Annotated in this window: 13 protein-coding genes and 1 tRNA gene; 6 read left to right on the forward strand and 8 right to left on the reverse strand. The window is 67.4% G+C overall.

Features of this window, described 5'->3' with window-relative positions:
- Positions 1-31 precede the first annotated feature (31 nt).
- From AC4AMJ_RS14330 to AC4AMJ_RS14340, 3 genes are read left to right on the forward strand one after another with little or no spacing between them, the layout of a single operon-like run.
- Entirely contained in the window at positions 32-877 is an 846-nt protein-coding gene (locus AC4AMJ_RS14330) for a thioredoxin-like domain-containing protein (protein WP_489900517.1), read from the forward strand.
- Positions 878-888: 11 nt separating this feature from the next.
- Positions 889-1836: a DUF305 domain-containing protein gene (locus tag AC4AMJ_RS14335; protein ID WP_489900516.1), complete on the forward strand. Its 948-nt coding sequence runs from the start codon at positions 889-891 to the stop codon at positions 1834-1836.
- Positions 1837-1873: 37 nt separating this feature from the next.
- Positions 1874-2284 carry a YchJ family protein gene (locus AC4AMJ_RS14340; RefSeq protein ID WP_489900515.1) on the forward strand — a complete coding sequence of 137 codons (411 nt, stop codon included), beginning with the start codon at positions 1874-1876 and terminating at the stop codon, positions 2282-2284.
- Between the two features lie 6 nt (positions 2285-2290).
- Here AC4AMJ_RS14340 and AC4AMJ_RS14345 read toward each other — a convergent pair whose 3' ends face one another.
- The 8 genes from AC4AMJ_RS14345 to AC4AMJ_RS14380 all read right to left on the reverse strand — a co-directional run bounded on the left by AC4AMJ_RS14345 (position 2291) and on the right by AC4AMJ_RS14380 (position 11118).
- Positions 2291-2914 carry a DUF2461 domain-containing protein gene (locus AC4AMJ_RS14345; RefSeq protein WP_489900514.1) on the reverse strand — a complete coding sequence of 208 codons (624 nt, stop codon included), beginning with the start codon at positions 2912-2914 and terminating at the stop codon, positions 2291-2293.
- A gap of 57 nt (positions 2915-2971) precedes the next feature.
- Positions 2972-3550: a hypothetical protein gene (locus tag AC4AMJ_RS14350; RefSeq protein WP_489900818.1), complete on the reverse strand. Its 579-nt coding sequence runs from the start codon at positions 3548-3550 to the stop codon at positions 2972-2974.
- A 163-nt stretch (positions 3551-3713) separates the two neighbouring features.
- A complete protein-coding gene (locus AC4AMJ_RS14355) occupies positions 3714-4589 on the reverse strand; it encodes a class II glutamine amidotransferase (RefSeq protein ID WP_489918348.1) in 876 nt (291 codons plus the stop codon).
- Positions 4590-4835: 246 nt separating this feature from the next.
- Positions 4836-4908, reverse strand: a tRNA-Arg gene (locus AC4AMJ_RS14360).
- A 77-nt stretch (positions 4909-4985) separates the two neighbouring features.
- The gene (locus AC4AMJ_RS14365) at positions 4986-7595 is read right to left on the reverse strand and encodes an AAA family ATPase (RefSeq protein WP_489918349.1); all 2610 of its coding nucleotides are present in this window, start codon (positions 7593-7595) and stop codon (positions 4986-4988) included.
- 11 nt (positions 7596-7606) lie between these two features.
- The gene (locus AC4AMJ_RS14370) at positions 7607-8827 is read right to left on the reverse strand and encodes a metallophosphoesterase family protein (RefSeq protein ID WP_489912923.1); all 1221 of its coding nucleotides are present in this window, start codon (positions 8825-8827) and stop codon (positions 7607-7609) included.
- Between the two features lie 132 nt (positions 8828-8959).
- On the reverse strand, positions 8960-10483 hold the full coding sequence (locus AC4AMJ_RS14375; RefSeq protein ID WP_489912925.1) for an MFS transporter: 1524 nt from the start codon (positions 10481-10483) through the stop codon (positions 8960-8962).
- The gene (locus AC4AMJ_RS14380; protein ID WP_489918432.1) at positions 10480-11118 is read right to left on the reverse strand and encodes a PadR family transcriptional regulator; all 639 of its coding nucleotides are present in this window, start codon (positions 11116-11118) and stop codon (positions 10480-10482) included. Before AC4AMJ_RS14380 ends, AC4AMJ_RS14375 begins: the two co-directional genes overlap by 4 nt.
- A 102-nt stretch (positions 11119-11220) precedes the next feature.
- On the opposite strand from AC4AMJ_RS14380, the gene AC4AMJ_RS14385 reads away from it, so the two are divergent.
- From AC4AMJ_RS14385 to AC4AMJ_RS14395, 3 genes are read left to right on the forward strand one after another with little or no spacing between them, the layout of a single operon-like run.
- A complete protein-coding gene (locus AC4AMJ_RS14385) occupies positions 11221-12288 on the forward strand; it encodes a glutathione S-transferase family protein (protein ID WP_489912927.1) in 1068 nt (355 codons plus the stop codon).
- Entirely contained in the window at positions 12281-13036 is a 756-nt protein-coding gene (locus AC4AMJ_RS14390; RefSeq protein WP_489912929.1) for a hypothetical protein, read from the forward strand. Before AC4AMJ_RS14385 ends, AC4AMJ_RS14390 begins: the two co-directional genes overlap by 8 nt.
- Positions 13033-16881 (forward strand): ABC transporter ATP-binding protein, encoded by a 3849-nt coding sequence (locus tag AC4AMJ_RS14395; protein ID WP_489912931.1) that lies wholly within the window; start codon positions 13033-13035, stop codon positions 16879-16881. The genes AC4AMJ_RS14390 and AC4AMJ_RS14395 overlap by 4 nt, the downstream gene beginning before the upstream one ends.
- Positions 16882-16971: the final 90 nt, after the last annotated feature.

Consider the following 16971-nt stretch of genomic DNA (forward strand, 5'->3'; position numbering starts at 1 on the left):
TCGTGACCGGCAGAGACGGCGAGAGAGAAAAATGGCGCGCAAACCGGGGGCGAACGTACCCAAGTCCAGCAAGCGTCCGGACGCGACGATCGGCCGGCAGATCGACTGGGCCGTCGTCGGCGCAATCGTGGTGGTGATCGCGCTGATCGGCGCACTCGTCTGGTATCTGTTGCCGAAGTTCATCGACCGGCAGGAGGCCGAGGAGCTCAAGCCCCAGACCGTCGAGGGCTACGTGCCCTCGACTGCGGATCCGGATCCGTCGACCCGCATCCAGGGTGTCACCAAGATCTACTACCGCGCCGCCCAACACGTCAGGGCAGATCAGCGGGTTGCCTATGACCAATCACCACCGTTCGGAGGCCCGCACGACGAGGTGTGGGCGACCTGCACCGGCATCGTGTACCCGAACCCGCTGCGCTCGGAGAACGCCGTGCACGCCCTCGAGCACGGTGCCGTCTGGATCACCTACAACCCGGACACGATCAGCAGCGACGACCTCGACGAGCTGAAGAAGAAGGTGATCGGCGAGCAGTTCTTGTTCCTGTCGCCGTATCCGGGCCTCGATCATCCGATCTCGTTGCAGAGCTGGGGTCATCAGCTGAAGCTGGACTCGGCGGGTGATCCACGCATCGACGAGTTCATCACCGCACTACGTCGCAACACCACGCCGGGCGTCTATCCGGAGAACCCGCAGGAGGCGGCCTTCCCGGAAACCCAGGCGGCATGCGCCGCGGTGCCGGGCGCGTTCGACCCCAATAACCCGCCGCCCGCCGATGAAGGTGCGCCGGGTCCCGACGCGGTGCCGATGGACGGCGCCGGCGCGACCGACGGGTCCGACGAGAACATGGGCGCGGGTGCGCCGACACCGGCCGGCTGAGGAGAGCACGAGTGACCGACCAGCCACACGATGGGTCCGATGTTCCGGCGTCTGCTCCCCCCTCCGCTGCCCCGGGCGCGACTTCGGCGGGCACGAACTCCCGGAGAACCCTGCTCACCGCGCTCGGCACTGTCGCCGCATTGTTGATCGGTGTCGGTCTGGGGTTGCTCATCTCGGGAATGCTGCACAGCGATGACACCGCGGCCGAGGACTCCCCCGCGCCGGATTCGGTTGCAGTCGGCTTCGCGCAGGACATGATCCGTCATCATGAGCAGGGCGTCGAGATGGCCACCATCGAACTGGAGAACGGGACCGATCCTCAGGTCCGCAGTATGGCCTTCGACATCCTGACCGCACAGAGCAACGAGATCGGCCAGATGCAGTCGTGGTTGACGCGGTGGGGTTATCCGTTGATCAACCCGAATCCACCGATGCAATGGATGGGCCACGGCATGGCGGGCGGTGAGATGGCAGGCGGCATGACGACCTCGCAGTCGCAGCCCCCGGGCGAACACGCCGACCACGACATGCCGATGCCGTCGGCCTCGGTACCGATGCCGCCCGGTGCGATGCCCTCCGGTTCGACGCCGCCGGGTTCGACGCCGCCGGGTTCGACGCCGCCGGGTTCGACGCCGCCGGGTTCGACGCCGCCCGGTTCGACGCAGGAGGCGACGGCCGATGGCCAGACCCCGCCGATGCCGGGCATGGCCACCAGCAGCGAGATGAACCGACTGCGCGCGGCGCGCGGTTCCGACGCCGACATCTACTTTCTCCAGTTGATGCTGCGCCACCACGAGGGCGGTCTGCCCATGATGGACACCGCCGCGGACCCCGCGCACGTCGCCGAGGATTACGTGCGGGAACTCGCAACCGGGATGCGGACGAACCAGGACAGAGAGATCACCGTCATAGAGCAGATGCTCGCCGAGCGGGACGCGCAACCTCTGCCGATGAACTGATGCGTCGGATGATCGTGCGTCGTCCTATTCTCGCGGCATGAGCGATTCGTCGAATGGCCCTTCCGGGGCCCAACGGTGTCGGTGTACCTCGGGTTTGACCTTCGACGAGTGTTGCGGGCCGCTCCTCGCCGGACTGCGACCAGCCGCGACCGCGGAGGCCCTCATGCGCTCCCGGTTCACCGCGTTCGCTGTGGGAGACCGCGACTACATTCTCGACAGCTGGCATCCCCGGACCCGTCCGCGCACGCTGGTCCTCGACGAGGACATGGCGTGGTATCGACTCGACGTCGAATCCACTTCCGGTGGAACACTGTTCGACGACACCGGCGAGGTGGTCTTCACCGCGCACTACCGGGTCGGCGGTAAGCGGGGTGCGCTGCACGAACGCAGCCGGTTCGAACGGCGCGACGGGCGGTGGGTATACCTCGACGGATTTGTCGCGGACTGATCATCCTCAGTGGCGGGAGATCCACTCCACCAGCGGACGTGCCTCGCGCCAATCCTCGCGAACCCGCGTCACGAGGTCGGGGCTGTGGATCACCTTGTCGAAGCCGTAGTCACGACCGATGGTGAGCGATTTGTGCCGCAACAACCCGATCCGCGGATGGTCGGCGGGCCAGCCACGCGGCGCGGTCTTGAGCGTGTCACCACCGACCTCCCATCCTCCGGCCTCCAGCTCGTCGAGGAGTCGTTCGAGTTCGCGACCGTGTAGGTCGTTGTCGATCGCTACGCGCAGCGTGGCCAGCCGCTCGGTCGACGCGTCATAGAAACCGGCACCGACCCGCACCCCGGGAGCGCCGATCTGCACGTAGTAGCCGGTTGCCGGGCCGACGCTGACGTAGGCGCCCTGGTGGGTTTTGTAGGGCGTCTTGTCCTTGGCGAAGCGGACGTCACGATAGGGCCGGAAGATCTTTGCGGGCCCGAACTCGTCGGCGAGCGCTTCGGTGAGGTCGGTCATCGGGCCGGCGACAGCGGTCCGATAGACCTCCTTGTGTGCTTCCCAGAACGTCTTGGTGTTGTCCATCTCGAGGTCGTCGTAGAAGTCGAGGGCCGCCTCGGGAAAACCCTGGAACGTCATGGTCCGACTCTATGCCAACCGACAATCTGCGCCCCGGAGAATCGATGTGCGCCCGGCTCAGGTGCGGTCCCATCGAGGCAGCATCAGCGCGGATGCCAGCAGAAAGCAGATCGCCCCGATGAAGGTGCCGGCGTCGGCGACCGTGGCGCTGAGGGTGGCGCCCGCGGAATCGACGTACGCGCCGACAGCGGAGACACCGAAGGCGATGCAGCCGAGCAGGTTGATCTGCGTCGCCCACCAGGAACGATTGCCCGGGGCCCAGAGTCGTACGGTGTGGGCGATCACGATCACGGCGAGTATGCCACTGACCAGGAACGCGACCGACCCGGCCGCATCCGGCGTCCAGACGCGCCGCCGTTCTGCGGTGACGGTAGCCGCATGCAGGGCCGCGGCGGTGCTCACGTTGAACAGCAGCGTCCCACCGAATTGGGTTGCCGCGGAGAGCCACTCAGCGCGAAAATGCGGCCTTCCCGATCCGTTGGGCACAGTGACGTCGCCGCTGAGCACGAGTTGGATGAGCGCGGCCCCGGTGAAGAACCAGGCACCGACGAAAAAACTCAGGTTCGCCACCGATGGGCCTGCCCAATCGGCGAATCCCGGCGCCGAACCCAACGCGAACAACGCCGACCCGATCATGAAGCCCCAACACTGTTTCTCCACAGTCGCCGACAGGAAGCCGAGTGGACCGGCCCCGTCCGTTACCACTACCGCATCTGAATTCACCCCTACATCCTGCGGCCTGGTCAGGAGTCGGTGCACCGATTACGGCCAACATCGCGTGTCGAGACGGCGCAAGCCCTCAGCTTCGTGCCGACGCAAAGGCGGCGATGACCGGTTCTTCTCCCGCCCGCAGTGTCACACTCGAGGATTCCGGGACCTCGACCCAGTTGGTCCGCCGGTATTCGAGTTCGAGCGGCTCGGAAACCAGGATACGGCCGTCATTCGGCAGGTCGATGTGTCCACCGTCGGCGGCACCCAGCCGCATCGGACCGTTCGAGTGGTAGAGCGTACGTGAGTTCCGGTTGCTCGAGTACCGGACCGCGTGAACCGTTTCACCGTCAGCCGCGCACATCGTTGCGACGAACGGGTCGTCGACGCCGCTGTCCGCACGCGCTTCCTCCACGCGCCCAACCGTTCTCGCCAGGGCCCCGAGCGGGTCACGGTCGAGCCCGTAGGTCAGGGCCAGGAAGAAGAACAGTTCGGTATCGGCATTGCCCTCGATGTGCGGATAGAGGGCGGGTGCCACGTCCATCGTGAGGGCCCGTTTGATCCGGGTGAATCCGCCCATCTCACCGTTGTACTGAAACAACCAGCGCCCGTGCGTGAACGGATGACAGTTGGCCCGATCGACCGTGCCGCCGATCGACGCCGCCCGCACATGGGCGAGGAACATGGGCGACCTGATCTGTTCGGCAAGGCGCTGCAGGTTGTGGTCACTCCACGCGGGCCGCTCGTCGCGATACTGCCCGGGGAAGTCTCGCTCGCCATACCAGCCGACACCGAAGCCGTCTCCGTTCGTCGGCCACGCATGATTGCGGAACATCGTCGTCATCGGTGAGCCCGGCAGATACAGTTGCCGTGCCTCGAAGCTCTGGTCGACGAGCGAATGCGATGGCCGGGTCAGCAGATCCTCGAGCAGGATCGGCGAGCCGGCGTAGGCGAGCCAGCGGCACATCGGCTCACGCTAACCCGCCGGCGGTTTCCGCACGCCCGATTCGTCGAAGCGAGTACTCAGCTGATCGCGGACAGAAGTGTTCACGGTGGCCGGCAAGGATGTCCACGGTGCGCCTGCATGAATCTGTTTCCCACACAGTAGGCGCACACCGGCCGGAGGCCGGCAAGGATGTCACGGTGCGCCTGCATGAATCTGTTTCCCACACAGTAGGCGCACACCGGCCGGAGGCCGGCAAGGATGACACGGTGCCCCCGGCAGGATTCGAACCTGCGGCCTTCTGCTCCGGAGGCAGACGCTCTATCCCCTGAGCTACGGGGGCTCAACGGGCGAGGGTTAGCGTAGCGCAGGGCGGCGGTGCACCCAAAACCGACCCGCCCGGAAACCGATCCGGGCTCCTCACACGGCCACGACGGTCGCGCCATCGACTCCCCGGTAGCGGTCGGGACTGCAGGTCAGCACGATCACCTGTGCGTCCTCACCGGCCGCGGCGAGCACGCCACCCATGGCCGTCAGCCGTTGCGGATCGCTGTAGCCGAGCGCGTCGTCGACGAGCACCGGCACTCCGTCGTCCTCGTCGACCAACGTGGCACAGGCGAGCCGGGTGAGCAGTCCCAGCTGCTCGCGGGCGCCTCCGGACAGTGCGTCTCGCTGTACGGTGATCCCGCCGAGCGTCCGGGATACGACCTCGAGGCTGTCGTCGACATCGAACCGGACGTCGTCACCGAACACGTGCGAGCCGAGCTCCTCCAGTCGGCGCGCGTACGGGTCGGCGTATCTGGTGCGCGCATCCTGACGCGCGTCGATCAGTGTCCGGTAGAGCAGCTCCGCCGCGTCCGCGCGTCGGGTCACCCGCGCCAGGGCGGCGGTGGCCGCGTCGAGTTGCGTTGCCGCGTCGTGCAGATCGTCGAGACGGGACTCCTCCCGGTAGAGCTCCACCCTGGTGCGCAACTCGGTGGCCGACCGTTCCGCATCGGCGTGCTCACGGGCGATGGCCGCGAGGTCGGCAGCCACCCGCGCACGCCTCATCTCGATCTCCGCGACGTCGAGGCGAGCCAGTTCGGTGTCGAGGCGCGCCACCCGTTCGCGGGCCTGCGCGAGTCGCTGCTCGGCAGCGTCGACGACGCGTCTCGCCTCATCGAGGCTGCACTCGTCGTCCAGTTGCTCGCGCCTGCCGCCCAGCTCGGTCAGCCGGGCGTCGATGCGTGCGTGTTCCTGACGAGCCATCGATGCGCGGGTGCCTGCGTCGGCTTCCACCGAACGCTTCTGTGCCACGGCCCGTTCGGCCGCCATGACCAGCTCGCCGACCTCGCGTTCCGTCGATGCCAGTGACTCGACGTCACGGACGACGCCGTCGTCGCCGGCGACCGGATCGGCGGACTCGATGATCCGGCGGAGTTCGGTCCTGCGCGCACTGAGCTCCGCGAGATCGCGCCCCTGGGTCAGATCGGCCAAACGCTGCCGGAGGGACGCCAGCCTGTGCGTCAGCTCGACCCGCTCCTGCGCACGACCGATGTAATCATTTAGTGATTCCAGACGGTGGCGGTCACAGAAGTCGGCGATCTCGGCCTCGATCCGGGACAGCTCGCGGATCGGTTGCTCAGTACCGGCACTGCGTCGCACCGTGACCCTAACGATTCCGTCGACTTCGATGACCGCGTCGTCCACCGCGACGTGATCTGACTCGGCGTCGATCCTGACACCGTCCACCCGTACCGGCGCCGAACCCGTCGGCTCGACGGTGAACCTGGCGGCTGCGGCCTCCACGCGTGCCCGTGCCACCGTGTGACGCCTGCCCAGCCCGGCCGCCGCCTCGACGGCGGCGCGATCGACAGTGTTGGCGTCCAACGCATTCTGCAGCGCGTCTCGCTCCGATACGATGTCGGCCAGGTGTCCGAGGCGCTCGTCGAGGTCACGGAGTTCGCGCCGAGTCCGGAGGATCCGTCGCGCGGCCTCCGACGCCGCCAGCTCGGCGCGGACCTGCGCCCATCGTTCCCGGGCACCCGACAACTCTGCGTCGAGATCGGACGCATCCTGTGCCGCACTCGCCGCCCGCGCGGCGTGGCCCTCGATGTCGTCGGCCAGACCCCGCGCCTGCTCGGTCAGGGAGGTGATCTCGGCGCCGAGGCGTTCGCGTTCGATGACGTCACGACGAGCCAATTGCGACGCGGTGAGCAGGTGTCGGACCTCGGCTTCCGCTGCGCCGAGTTCCCCCTGGAGTTTCTCGACCTTCTGCCACCTCACCGCCAGTTCGTCGCGCTCGACCTCGCGCAACTCCCGGGTGCGATCCAGTTCCTTACGGCGGGAGTCGAGTTCGCCGAGATGCTGGGCATCGGCCTCGACCGCATCGCGCGCCCGCGTCAACTGGTCGTGACGCCGAGACGCCTCCTCGGCAGCCTGGATTGCCTGCGCCAGTTCCCCGGTCGGACGTCCCTGCCCGAGGGTGCGGTAGCGCCGGTATTCGGCGGTCACGTCGTCGACGAGCGCGGCATCGCTGCCCTGCCCGTCCGACTCCTGGCCCTCCCGATCCCGCCCCTCACTGTCGGCCGCGCGGTCGAGAGCACGTGCGAGAGCGGCACTCTCGGCCACTGATGCCAGCGCCGGATCACCGGACTGCAACAGTTGCAGCGCCCGAAACAGCGCAAGATCCGCATGCGAGCCGAGAATCTCGACGACGCGCTCGTGGGCATCGCGCCCGGACAATTGCTCCGGGCGCGGCGCGGCTATGGTCAGGGTCGTCGCCACCTGACGGTTGAAGCGCTTGACATAGGTGAAATGCCAAGGGCCACAGGTCATCTCCACTTCGACCTCGGAGCCCACATCCTGCCCCGATGGCATGACGTCGCGGACCTTCGCCGACTTGCTGTCCGCCCGGGTGTCCAGCAACAGACCCAGTGCCTCGATCATGGACGACTTGCCGGCCTCGTTGGCACCTTCGACGATCGTGACGCCGCGATCGGCGAAATGCACCTCGCGGTCGGTGATGCCACGAAAGTTCCGCAGCCGCATCCGGTGAAGTCTCATCGGCGGTTCCCGGAGAGTCGGCGCAGCAGTCCCAGGGCGTCGCTCGCGACGCCGGCCTGCGTCGGGTCATCGGAAGCACTGAGCTCCAAGAGGTGTTCGGCGGCCGTGCGTGCGTACCCGACCACGCCGAGGTCGGCGATGTCGGCTTCGTCGGCGACGATCATCAGATCGTCGGTGCGATCCCAACGGGTGATCGCCGCGAACCGGTCCGCGGACTCGTCGATCAGCTCCTCCAACGCAGCCGCGTCGGTGACCGAGACGGAGCCGACGAGGCCGAGCTGGACGACCACCCGGGGCTTGTCCTCGATCGCGTCCAACTCGTCGCGCAGCGCTTCGATGTCGGCCGACGATCCGATGTCGCGAGTGATGCTGCGAAACGACCACTGGCCCACCCGGTGTTCGGTGACATCGATCCGCCGGCCACCGCCGCCCCGACTCAGCGAGACCTCGAGGACATGACCCGGGCGTTGTTCGATGTGATCGAAGTTGGTGACCTCGTGCGCGCCGGGATACCAGACGCGCCCGGTCGTACCGACCGACGTGACGGAGTGCCGATCACCCAGTGCCACATAGTCGATGGTGCCGGCGACAAGCGCGTTCTCCAGCCCGGCCATCTCGATCAGCGCGGGATCCGAACCAGGACTCAGCGCATCGGTTCCGCCGTGTCCCACCACTATTCGGATGCTGTCGCCGGTGGCGAGTCCGGCCACCTGCCGGCCGACGAGGTCTCGGCCGGGATGTTTGTGTGACCAGGGAGCGGCGATCAGCTCGACCCCCTCGCGGACCCGGTGCACACCGGTTCGCGACAGCACGGTGACGTTCGACGGACAGGCTCGTCCGAATGTCGCGGATCGATAGATCCCGGAGGGGTCGTACGGATCGTGGTTGCCGGGCAACAGAAAGACCGGCATCGCGAAGCGCGCCAGGCTGTCGAGGGTCCGTCGGATGATCTTCGACGACACCCGGTGGTCCTCGAACACATCACCACACACCACCACGAACTCCGCGCCGACCTCGCCCGCCAGCTCACCGATGCGGTCGACGGCTTCGAGTCGGGCAGCGGTATATGCGTGTGCGGCCGCCGAGTCCAGATAGTGACGCGACATCCCCAGCTGCCAGTCGGCGGTGTGCAGGAACGTGACCTCACGCGCCGGGGCGCGTTCTGCTCCGTCCACAGGTGTGTCACACCCGGGAAGGTCGAACAACGGCACGGTCATCTGTCACCTCCTGGTCTCGTGCCGCATCCTACGAGTGTCGGCCGACAGACTGTGGGAGGCGAAGCCGCCCCGCCGACGACGTCGGCGGCACCGTGTCCGGTGCCGCCGACGTCGCTGAACCGAGAACCGTGGTCAGGCGGAGGACACCTGACCGGTGGCGGCACTGTCGCCGGGCTGCGCCGAACGCGCGCTCGGGACGGCGGGTGCCCCCGGGGTCTTGGGCATGGTGAAGAACATCGCCGCCGCGACGCCGATCAGCAACACCGCCGCCGGGAGGTAGAGCGACTGGCCCATCGCCGTGGCGAACCCGTCCCGGATCGCTTCGGGTAGCTGGCCGGCCGTCCCGTGATGTTCGGTGTCGACACCCGGCAACAGCGCCGCCAGCCGCGTCTGCATGAGCGCACCGACGGCCGCGGCACCGAGCACCGACCCGATCATCCGGGTGGTGTTGTAGACACCGGCACCGGCACCCGCCTGGTGCCAGGGCAGATTCCGGGTCGCCGTGGCCGCCAGCGGCGCCCAGATGCCCGCCGACGCGATCCCCATGAGGCACATCGGGATGATCAGCTGCCACACGGGGGTGGCCGGACGCGCGATCATGCCGAGCCAGCCCACGGCGACGGCATTGAGCAGCAACGCCGACGCGATGATCATCCGAGGGTGCACGCGATCGAGGATGCGGCCGACGATCGGCGCGAGGAATCCGGTCAGCACCGCCATCGGCACCATCATCACCGCCGACCGGGTCGGCGACATCCCGCCGACGAGCTGCAGGAAGAACATGGTCGGGATCATCAGCCCCGAGATGGCGAAACCCATGCTGGCGATACCGATGTTGGACAACGAGAAGTTGCGGTCACGGAACAGTGAGAGCGGCACCAGCGGCTCGCCCTTGATGCGCGACTGCCAGTAGACGAACAGGCCCATGAAGGCGACGCCGCCGACGATCAGGGCCCAGATCCACCCGTTCCAGTTGTACTTCTCACCGTCCTGGATGCCGAACACCAACGCGAACATGCCGACCGCCGACAATGCGACCCCGATCCAGTCGAATTGATGATCGTGGGTCTCGACGTCGGGCACCAAGATGTAGGCGAGGATGAGGCCGACGACACCGACCGGCAGATTGACGAAGAAGATCCATTCCCAGCCGAGGCTGTCGGTCAGCACACCACCGAGCAGCGGGCCGACGAGTGTCGCGACGCCGGCCACGGTGCCCCAGACACCCATGGCCGCACCACGCTTCTCGGGCGGGAAGATGCGGGTGATCAACGCCATCGTCTGAGGCGTGATCAGCGCCGCGCCGACACCCTGCAGGGCGCGGGCGGCGATCAATTCGCCGATCGACCCGGAGAGCCCGCACCAGACGCTGGCGATGGTGAACACGAGCAGGCCGAGCTGATACACCCTCTTGGGCCCGAATTTGTCACCGAGCCGTCCGGTGATGAGCAGCGGGACGGCATAGGTGAGCAGATAGGCGCTGGACACCCAGACGATCCCGTTGACGTCGGTGTCGAGGGCGGTCTGGATCTGTGGCTGGGCGACGGCCACGATGGTCATGTCGACCAGGATCATGAAGAAGCCGACACACAGCGCCAGCAACGCGGCCCAGGGCCGCGACGTCACCTGCGCGGCCGGAGTCGGGGTAGTGGTCATACGTCGTTCGCTTTCTGATGAGGGATGCCCGGGACCGAGGAAACGGCCAGATAGGGAGAGTCGGGGTCGTCGAGCCATTCGATGGTGAAGTTCTGCAGACGCTCGACGAGATCGTCGAGCCAGGTGATCTGGGCGCGCAATGTAGCGATGCGACAACCGATGTCGAGGTAGAACATCTCGGCGGTCTTGTGCTCGCAGGCGTCGCGGACACCGCTGTCGAGGAGCTCGACCTCGGCGCGCATCGCGGCGAGACGTTCGCCGAGCAAGTCGATCACTCGTTGCCGCGGCAGCCCGTGCGCCTCGGACAGCGCCAGGTAGAGCTCCGGATACTCGACCGGATTCCGGGCGAGTATCCGTTCGAGGCTCTCGTCGAGGACGCGTCGGCCCTCGTCGGTGATGGCATAGACGGTTCGTTCCGGGCGGTTACCCTCTCGCTGCACCTCGTGGACCTCGATGAGGCCTTTAGCGGTCAACCGATCGACCGTGTGGTACAGCGTGCCCGGCCGGAATTTCGCCAGACGGTCTTCCCGTCGTTCGATGGTCGTCTGGAACATCTCGTACGGGTGCATCGGCCGTTCGGCCACGAGACCGAGAACCAGCACCGCCAGTGGCGGCAGCACGCCGTCACGTTGCATATCCACCGCCCCGCCATTACTCGTCGCCAAATATTCCACGTGGAATATACCAGTCAGATCAGTCTGTGCAAACCGTCCGTGGGGATCACTACTGTGGGGTTCATGAGTACCGAGAGCACGACCGCGAGGGCCGGCGGTGAGACCGCTGACGAACAGGGCGCCTACGTGACCAGCGGTCGCGAGTTCGTGCGCGACACCAAGTACATCGAGACACGCATCACCCGGGACGGCCGGGACGGATACCCGGTCGAGGCGGGCCGCTATCGTCTCGTCGTCGCGCGGGCCTGCCCCTGGGCGAACCGCACGATCATCGTGCGCCGACTCCTCGGTCTCGAGAACGCCATCTCGATGGGTATGTGCGGTCCGACCCACGACGCGGACTCGTGGACATTCGACCTCGACCCCGGCGGCCTCGACCCGGTGTTGCAGATCCCCCGGCTCAAGGATGCCTACGAGAAGCGGTTCCCCGGCTACCCCAAGGGCATCACCGTCCCGGCCGTCGTCGATGTGCCCACCGGCGCGGTGGTCACCAACGACTTCCCTCAGATCACCATCGACTTCGAGCTCGAGTGGGTCGACCACCATCGGCCGGGCGCACCGGACCTCTACCCCGAGCATCTGCGCGACGAGATCGACGAGGTGAACCGGGGCGTCTACACGGAGGTGAACAACGGCGTCTACCGATGCGGATTCGCCGGCAGTCAGGATGCCTACGAGAAGGCGTATGACCGCCTGTTCACCAAGCTCGACGAACTCGCCGATCGACTGTCCGAGCGCCGGTATCTCGTGGGCGACACCATCACCGAGGCCGATATCCGGCTGTTCACCACGCTGGCGCGCTTCGATCCCGTCTATCACGGGCATTTCAAGTGCAATCGGACCAAGCTCGCGGAGATGCCCGTGCTGTGGGCCTACGCGCGCGACCTCTTCCAGACACCCGGCTTCGGCGACACCATCGACTTCACCCAGATCAAGCGCCACTACTACGTCGTGCATCGGGACATCAACCCCACCGAAATCGTGCCGGCCGGTCCCGATCTGTCGAACTGGCTCACACCGCATCACCGCGAGGAGCTCGGTGGCCGACCGTTCGGAGACGGGTCGCCGCCCGGGCCACCGATGCCCGCCGAGGTCGTCCCCGCAACAGATTGGGTGCCCACTCATGGTTGACATCACAAGGCGCGGTACCGGATCGGCGCCCACCGCCGCCCAACAGCCCCCCGGCAAGGCCGTCGAGATGACCGGCGGACTGCTGGACCGCGCCCAGCGCCTCCAGGCTCCAGCCGTGTCCAAGTACGTCCGCGGTCTGCGCTCCGCACACCCGGACGAGTCCCCGGCGCAGATCATCACTCGGCTCGAGAAGCGCTATCTGGCCGCGGTGACCGGTTCCGGCGGTGCGGTCGGCGCCACCGCCGCCATACCCGGCGTGGGCACCATGACCGCACTCGGCGCGATGACCGGCGAAACCGCGTTCTTCCTCGAGGCGTCGGCGCTGCTGGCCCTGTCCATCGCTGAAGTCCACGGCATTCCCGTGCACGACTCCGAACGTCGCAAGACCCTCGTGCTGGCGGTGGCGCTCGGCGAAGAAGGGGTCGTCGCGCTCGGCCGACTGGTCGGCACCCGGGGCGGTGCGCTGCGACGCCTCGGCGGGGCGGCGATACCCGGCGGCGGCCTGGGGCAGCTCAACAAGAAGCTCATCAACGAGCTCTCGAAGAAGTACGCGATCAAGCGTGCCCCGCTGTTGTTCGGCAAGCTGCTGCCCGCCGGCATCGGCGCGATGATCGGTGGCGTCGGCAACCGCGCGCTGGGCAAACGTGTGATCACCAACGCGCGCGAAGCATTCGGGCCTCCCCCCTCGACCTGGACGATCGACGGCGAGATCATCGTCGATCGGAGAATCGCCGACGGGGATCGGTGACCAGCACGCTTTCGACCCGGTTCCGATCACCACGCCGTGAGAGCGGTCCGGACGCACCCGATTCCGCGCCATCGCGCGGCTGGATCCGCAGGCTGGCCACCGAATGTGGACGCCATCGCCCCCTGGTCCTCACCGCGCTGGCGGTGACGGCGATCGCGGTCGCGGTGGATCTCATCGCTCCCCTGCTCGCCAAGGCGGCCATCGACCACGCCACCGGGACCGTCGACGACGGGTTGTCGCTGCGTGAGATCGTCGCCGCCCTGCTCGTGCTGGCCGTGGTCCGCTACGCCTGTCAGTTCGGACGGCGGCTCACCGCCGGTCGGCTGTCGATCACCGTGCAGAACGGCCTGCGTCTGCAGTTGCTCGACACGCTGCTCCACCTCGACGGAAACGCCCAGAATCAGATCCGCACCGGTCAGATCGTCTCGCGATCGATCTCCGACCTGCAGATCGTGCAGGGACTGCTGGCGATGGCACCGCTGTCCCTCGGCGCCGCCGTTCAAGTCGTGATCGCGATCGGCATCATGGCCTACCTTTCGCCGTTGCTGACCTGCGTCGCGCTCCTCGTGTTCCCACTGGTCGCGGTGGTCGTGTTCCGCACCCGCCGAAAACTCTTCGCCGCCACCTGGTCGGCGCAGCAGGCCGCGGCGAATGTCGCCCAGCATGTCGAGGAGACCGTCACCGGTGTCCGTGTGGTGAAGGGCTTCGGGCAGGAGCAGCGTGCCGTCGACGAACTGACCGGTCTCGGCGCGCGGCTGTATTCACTGCGATTGCGCGCCGGGAAGATCAACGCCCGCTTCACACCGACGATGGCGGCGATCCCGCAACTCGGCATGGTCGCGGTGATCGCGGTGGGTGGCTACCTCACGATGGACGGGCACATCACCGCAGGCACCTTCCTGGCGTTCGCGACCTACGTGGCCTCCATGACGGCCCTGGCGCGGCTGCTCACCAACCTCGTCGTCAGCGCACAGCTGGCCCGAGCCGCCGTCGACCGCGTCTACGACGTCATCGACCATCCACACGACCCCGCGACTTCGAACACCGACACCCTGCCCGACGGCCCCCTCGGTCTGCGGCTGCGAGACGTCGGATTCTCGTTCGGCGACCGGGAGGTGCTCGACGGTGTCGATCTGACCGTCGCCCCGGGCGAATGTGTTGCCGTCGTCGGGCGGCCCGGCTCGGGGAAGTCGACGCTGGCCGACCTCGCCGGCCGGTTCTACCGGCCCGACTCCGGGGTGATCGAGTTGCTGGCGACCGACGGCGCCCACCCGGTCGAGGAGCTCGCACCGGATTCCCTCCACGCCGCGGTCTCGGTGGTCTTCGACGAGCCCTTCCTCTACTCCGACACCATCACGGCGAACATCGTGCTCGGCCCGGACGAACCGGACGACGGCGCACCGACTCCTCGGTTGATCTCCGCGGCGGAGCGCGCCGACGCGCTCGAGTTCATCGACGAACTGCCCGACGGTTTCGCGACCGTCGTCGGTGAGCGCGGCCTGACATTGTCCGGCGGCCAACGCCAGCGGGTGGCGCTGGCGCGCGCACTCTATGCGGATTCGCGTGTGCTCGTGCTCGATGACGCCACCTCCGCCGTCGACGCGACCACCGAGGTGCGCATTCTGAGCGGTCTCCGCGACGAGCAACGGACCATGCTCCTGCTGGCGCATCGAAGGTCGACACTGGCGCTTGCCGATCGGGTCGCGGTGCTCGATGCCGGCCGGGTCGTCGATGTCGGCACCGTCGAAGAGCTCGACGACCGATGTGCCCTGTTCCGATCTCTGATGGCATCGGCCGATCCCGACCAGGCCGGCCGCAGCGCGATCCACGAGATCCCCCGCCCGCCCGAACTCGCGCAGTTGTGGCCCGAGAACGCGCCGGCACCCGACCCGGCATCGGCGACTCCGCGCCCCGCCGTGCCGACCACCGGCCCCGGCGGTGGAGGCCGACGAGGCGGCGGAGGAATCGGCGGTGCGCTCGGGTCGATGCCCGCCACACCGGAGTTGCTGGCCGCGGTGGCCGCGTTGCCGCCTGCCGACGAGGAACCCGGGGTCGATGTCGACCATGCCCGTGCCGATGACCCACGTTTCTCGTTACGCGGTCTGCTGAGACCGGTGCGGTGGTTGCTGGCCGCGGCCATCGCCGCGATCGCCGTCGACACCCTGATCGGCCTCGCGTTCCCGTCGCTGGCACGCACCGTGATCGACGCCGCGACCCGCGCCGACGAAACGACGCTGTGGTGGGCAACCGTCGTCGGAGTGGCGCTGGTGGCCATCGGTTGGCTGGCGGCATCGACGATGACGATCACCTCTACGCGCGCAGGCGAACGAGTCCTCTTCGGTCTGCGGGTGCGCAGCTACGCGCACCTGCACCGACTCGGTCTGGACTATTACGAGCGCGAACTGTCCGGCCGCATCATGACCCGGATGACCACGGACGTCGACGCGTTGTCCACATTCCTGCAGACCGGATTGTCGTCGGCGATCGTCGCGGCGCTCACCCTCGTCGGCGTCACCGTGGCGCTCGTGATCACCGACCCGCTGCTGGGAGCCCTGATCCTGCCGGTGTTCCCGATCCTCGTGGTCGGGACGCTGATATTCCGCAAGATCTCCTCGGTCGCATATACGCGCTCGCGCGAACTCGTCAGCGTCGTCAACGCCGACTTCCAGGAGAACATCGCCGGGATCAAGACGACCCAGACCTATCGGCACATCCCCGCGGCGACGAACCGCTTCACCCGACGCACCCTCGACTGGGTGCATGCGCGGATGGTCTCGCAGAAGGCGATCTCCATCTACTTCCCGTTCATCACGTTCATGTCCGACCTGGCGACCGCGGTCGCGATCGCGGTCGGCGCGCATCAGATCACGACGGGTTCGCTCTCGGCCGGGACACTGGTCGCGTTCGTCCTCTATCTCTCCATGCTGTTCGGCCCGGTCCAACAGCTCTCACAGGTGTTCGACGGCTACCAGCAGGCCGCCGTCGGCCTGCGTCGGATCGCCGACCTGATCCGCACCCCGAGCTCACTGCGTCGCAGCGGTAGAGATGCCGCCACACCATCGGACGGTTTCGACGGACTCGCCGTTCTCGACGACGTCACCTTCCGCTATTCGGGCGCCGACCGCGACGCCCTGGCCGACGTCGACCTGACGATCCCGCCGGGAACATCGATGGCGTTGGTCGGCAAGACGGGCGCGGGAAAGTCGACCATCGTCAAGCTGCTGGCGCGGTACTACGATCCCACGTCGGGTTCGGTACGCATGGACGGAACCGACATCCGCAACTTCCCGCTCGAGGAGTACCGGGCGCGCCTCGGCGTGGTCCCGCAGGAGGCGCATCTGTTCACCGGGACCGTCGCCGACAACATCGCCTATGGTCGCCCGGACGCCGACCGGGAGGCCATCGCCGCGGCAGCGTGCGCAGTCGGCGCCGCCGCGATGATCGCCGACCTACCGGGTGGGATGAATCATCCGATCGGTGAACGCGGTCAGGGCCTGTCGTCGGGCCAGCGCCAACTGATCGCACTGGCTCGAGCCGAACTCGTCCAGCCGGACCTGTTGCTCCTCGACGAGGCGACGGCCACCCTCGACCAGGCGACCGAGGCCCTCGTGCTCGCTGCCGGTGAGGCGCTCACCCACCGCCGGACGTCGGTGATCGTGGCGCATCGGTTGGCCACTGCGGCCCGTGCGGACACGATCGCGGTGGTCGATCAGGGGCAAATCGTCGAGCAGGGAACACACAGCGAGCTTCTGTCGTTGGGGGGGAGGTACCGCGCGTTCTGGGAAGCCGGTGTCGCGCCAGACGCCGACGGTATCGCCACGGCTGGTGACATACGCCTCAGATAGGCCCGTACGGTGAGGTCAGACGCACGCAGCATGCCGCGCCCGCGTAGCATCAGCAGGTGGTTCACCGATAGTCTTCACAAGGGACTTCCT

This window comes from Gordonia sp. LMA484, from assembly GCF_058129505.1.